At 44.9% G+C, this 1,177-nt stretch carries 2 pseudogenes; both read right to left on the bottom strand.

The features are described 5' to 3' along the window. Positions 1 to 701, bottom strand: a pseudogene (locus tag BG32_RS02910) (imidazolonepropionase); the annotation flags it as partial. After that, positions 701 to 1,177: pseudogene (locus BG32_RS02905) on the bottom strand (glutamate formiminotransferase); the annotation flags it as partial. The pseudogenes BG32_RS02910 and BG32_RS02905, both read right to left, overlap by 1 nt.

Raw genomic sequence — 1,177 nt, 5'->3', positions numbered from 1 at the left:
TTTTCCTTTGCTCGCTTTAAATACCACCTAGACTGATTCTCACTAAAGACACCATTTTCACAGAAGATGTCGACTGTATCGGTATACTCTGACACGTCATCGAGCATTTCTGCCATCGAGTAGAGAAAACTGTCCGACGATTCATACTCCTCGGCTACAGCATGCGCACCAAGAAAAGTCGGGACAAGATCAACTGGATGAATAGAATCAAGTGTTTTCAAAACCTTCAGCTGCTTCAATTCATTTTCTTTGTCGAGACCGTAGCCGCTTTTTCCTTCGATAGTAGTGACTCCGAGGGAAAGCATGCGATCGAGATGTCTAAGTGACTCTGCAACCAATTCAGAAGCCGAAGCCTTCCTCACCTCTTTAACTGTTGATCTTATACCCCCGCCGGTCTTCATTATTTCCATGTAGCTCTTACCGGACAGTCGCATCAAAAACTCTTTGCTTCTGCTACCTACGAAGGGAATATGAGTGTGACTATCTACAAATCCAGGAATGGCCACGAGTCCAGTTCCATCTATGTACTCACGCGCCTCCACGTTTTCCCTACCAACATAGGATATCTTCCCTCCCTCGATTGCGATATGCATATTGTGTCGTGTTTCAAGAGAGGACATCTCCTTGCCTCTTATTGGGCCGGCCTTTTTCGGAGAAGCTATCTGCCCAATATTCAAGATTGCAAGGTCAGCTTTTACCATTACCTTTCCTTGTCCGCAATGAAGTCCAGGACTTTTTTCTCGAGGATCGAAGAGCTTGTGAACTTTTCTAATCTCAAATAATGATCTGCAACATCCACAAGCGCCTGAAGTGGCGTTAATCCAACTATCTCCGATCCGACTATGGGAACTCCATGTCTTTCAGCCTCTGATTTTATCACCTCAAAGACCCTGAAAAGTGGAGTCTTTCTATAGTTAGTCATATTCATTGAAATCTGCACTATATCCCTATCCTCCAGCTTGAAGCCGAGAGCCTTCACATAGCGAAATCCTCCGCTTATATGCCTTACAGACTTCGCAATCTTGTTTGCAATTTCTATCTTATTCGTGCCAAGATTCACGTTGAAGGCAATCAAGTATTCCCTACAACCAACAGCCGTTACTCCAGCAGACGGGTGAATCTCTGAGGGGCCGAAATCTGGCTTCCATTGGTCGGAAGCAATCTTTGAAGCGAAGTT

The sequence above is a fragment of the Mesotoga sp. HF07.pep.5.2.highcov genome, from assembly GCF_003666285.1.
In the GTDB taxonomy this organism is placed as follows: domain Bacteria; phylum Thermotogota; class Thermotogae; order Petrotogales; family Kosmotogaceae; genus Mesotoga; species Mesotoga prima.
The sequence above is the reverse complement of the archived record's forward strand: the minus strand, read 5'-3'. Positions and strand labels throughout refer to the sequence as shown.